The organism is Streptomyces sp. NPDC056361 (genome assembly GCF_042262805.1).
Lineage (GTDB): Bacteria > Actinomycetota > Actinomycetes > Streptomycetales > Streptomycetaceae > Streptomyces.
The window spans coordinates 1-1,193 of sequence record NZ_JBHJQI010000321.1; the positions used below are offsets into that span (position 1 = coordinate 1).

Genomic DNA, 1,193 nt, shown 5'->3' on the forward strand with positions numbered 1-1,193 from the left:
GCGCCCGGTAGGCCCGGGCGCCCCTCGACCGTTTGCGCCGTCCGTCCGTGGTCCCCGTCCGTCCGTCGGCTCTGTCCGTCCGTCAGATGTACGGGGCGAGGACGCCCCACAGGCCGAGCGCGAGGACGCCGAGGGCGGCGAGTGAGCCGAAGGCGTACTGCGCGACCAGGATGGGGAGCCACTTCCGCTGGACGTGGCGGCTGGTCTTCCGCGGGTCGTAGACGACGTGGATGTGCGGCGTCGAGTTGCTGGAGCCGCGCTGGAGGTACTCGTTGCCGTGGGTGTCGGTGTACTTGTAGTAGTCCGAGCGCTTCCCGTTCGCGTAGTAGTCCGCGGTGGCCCGGACGGTGACGCCGCGCCGTTTGAGCACCCAGCGGTCGTGGAGGTTGCTCGCGGTGACGAAGACGCCGAGCAGGCCGAAGAGCGTTCCGAACCCGGCGAAGAAGGCGATGCCGGCCATCGCGCCGCCGTGGGCGACGGCGGTCCACCACACGTAACCGGTGTAGGCGGCGACGAAGGCCGTGCTCCAGCCGAGCACCGACCACCAGCGGATCGCGCCCGGGTCGTCCTCGACGGTGACCAGGGAGCTGCCGGCCGGGTCCCGCTCCGCAGGGAGGGCGGCGTCCAGGGCCGTGTGGAACAGCGTGGTCGCGGTCGGGTTGCCGCCCGTCACCCAGTGCGGGGCGCCGTCGGTCAGGACGACCTTGAGGGACGTCTCGGTGTCCCGCCGGACCTCCTGGATGGCGGCGAGGGGGATTTCCTTGCGCGTGTCGGTCGTCGTGATGACGAGCCGGTCGTCTTCGAGGACGGCCGAGTCGGCGCCCTTGGCGAGTATCTGGGGTGACAGCACGCTTCGTGGACGGTCGGGGGCGCGGTCCGGTTGCGCCGATCCGGGTCACGAAGGCGTGTCGACCCGGTCGTGCCGGCTCCGCCGCAAGGCCCAACGGCCCCCCGTGCGCCCCGTTTACGCCGGAATGGTCACGCCCGCGCCCTCGCCGTGCCACGCTGGTACGAGCCGGGCGTGGAGGGGGTGGGGCCATGAGGGGCTGCGGACGACAGAGGGCCCCGGCGCCCTTGGGCGCCCGGGCCTGTCCACCCCAGTGCTGACCTGGTGCCCCCACCAAGCAACGTAATACCCCTAGGGCCGGTTTTACCCCCGCGGGACGCCACCCCATAAAAATAAACCCACCGCG

1 protein-coding gene is annotated in these 1,193 nt (G+C 71.6%); it reads right to left on the bottom strand.

What is annotated here, in order from left to right:
- Positions 1-82: 82 nt before the first annotated feature.
- Entirely contained in the window at positions 83-850 is a 768-nt protein-coding gene (locus ACFCY7_RS40500; protein WP_376491087.1) for a hypothetical protein, read from the bottom strand.
- Positions 851-1,193: the final 343 nt, after the last annotated feature.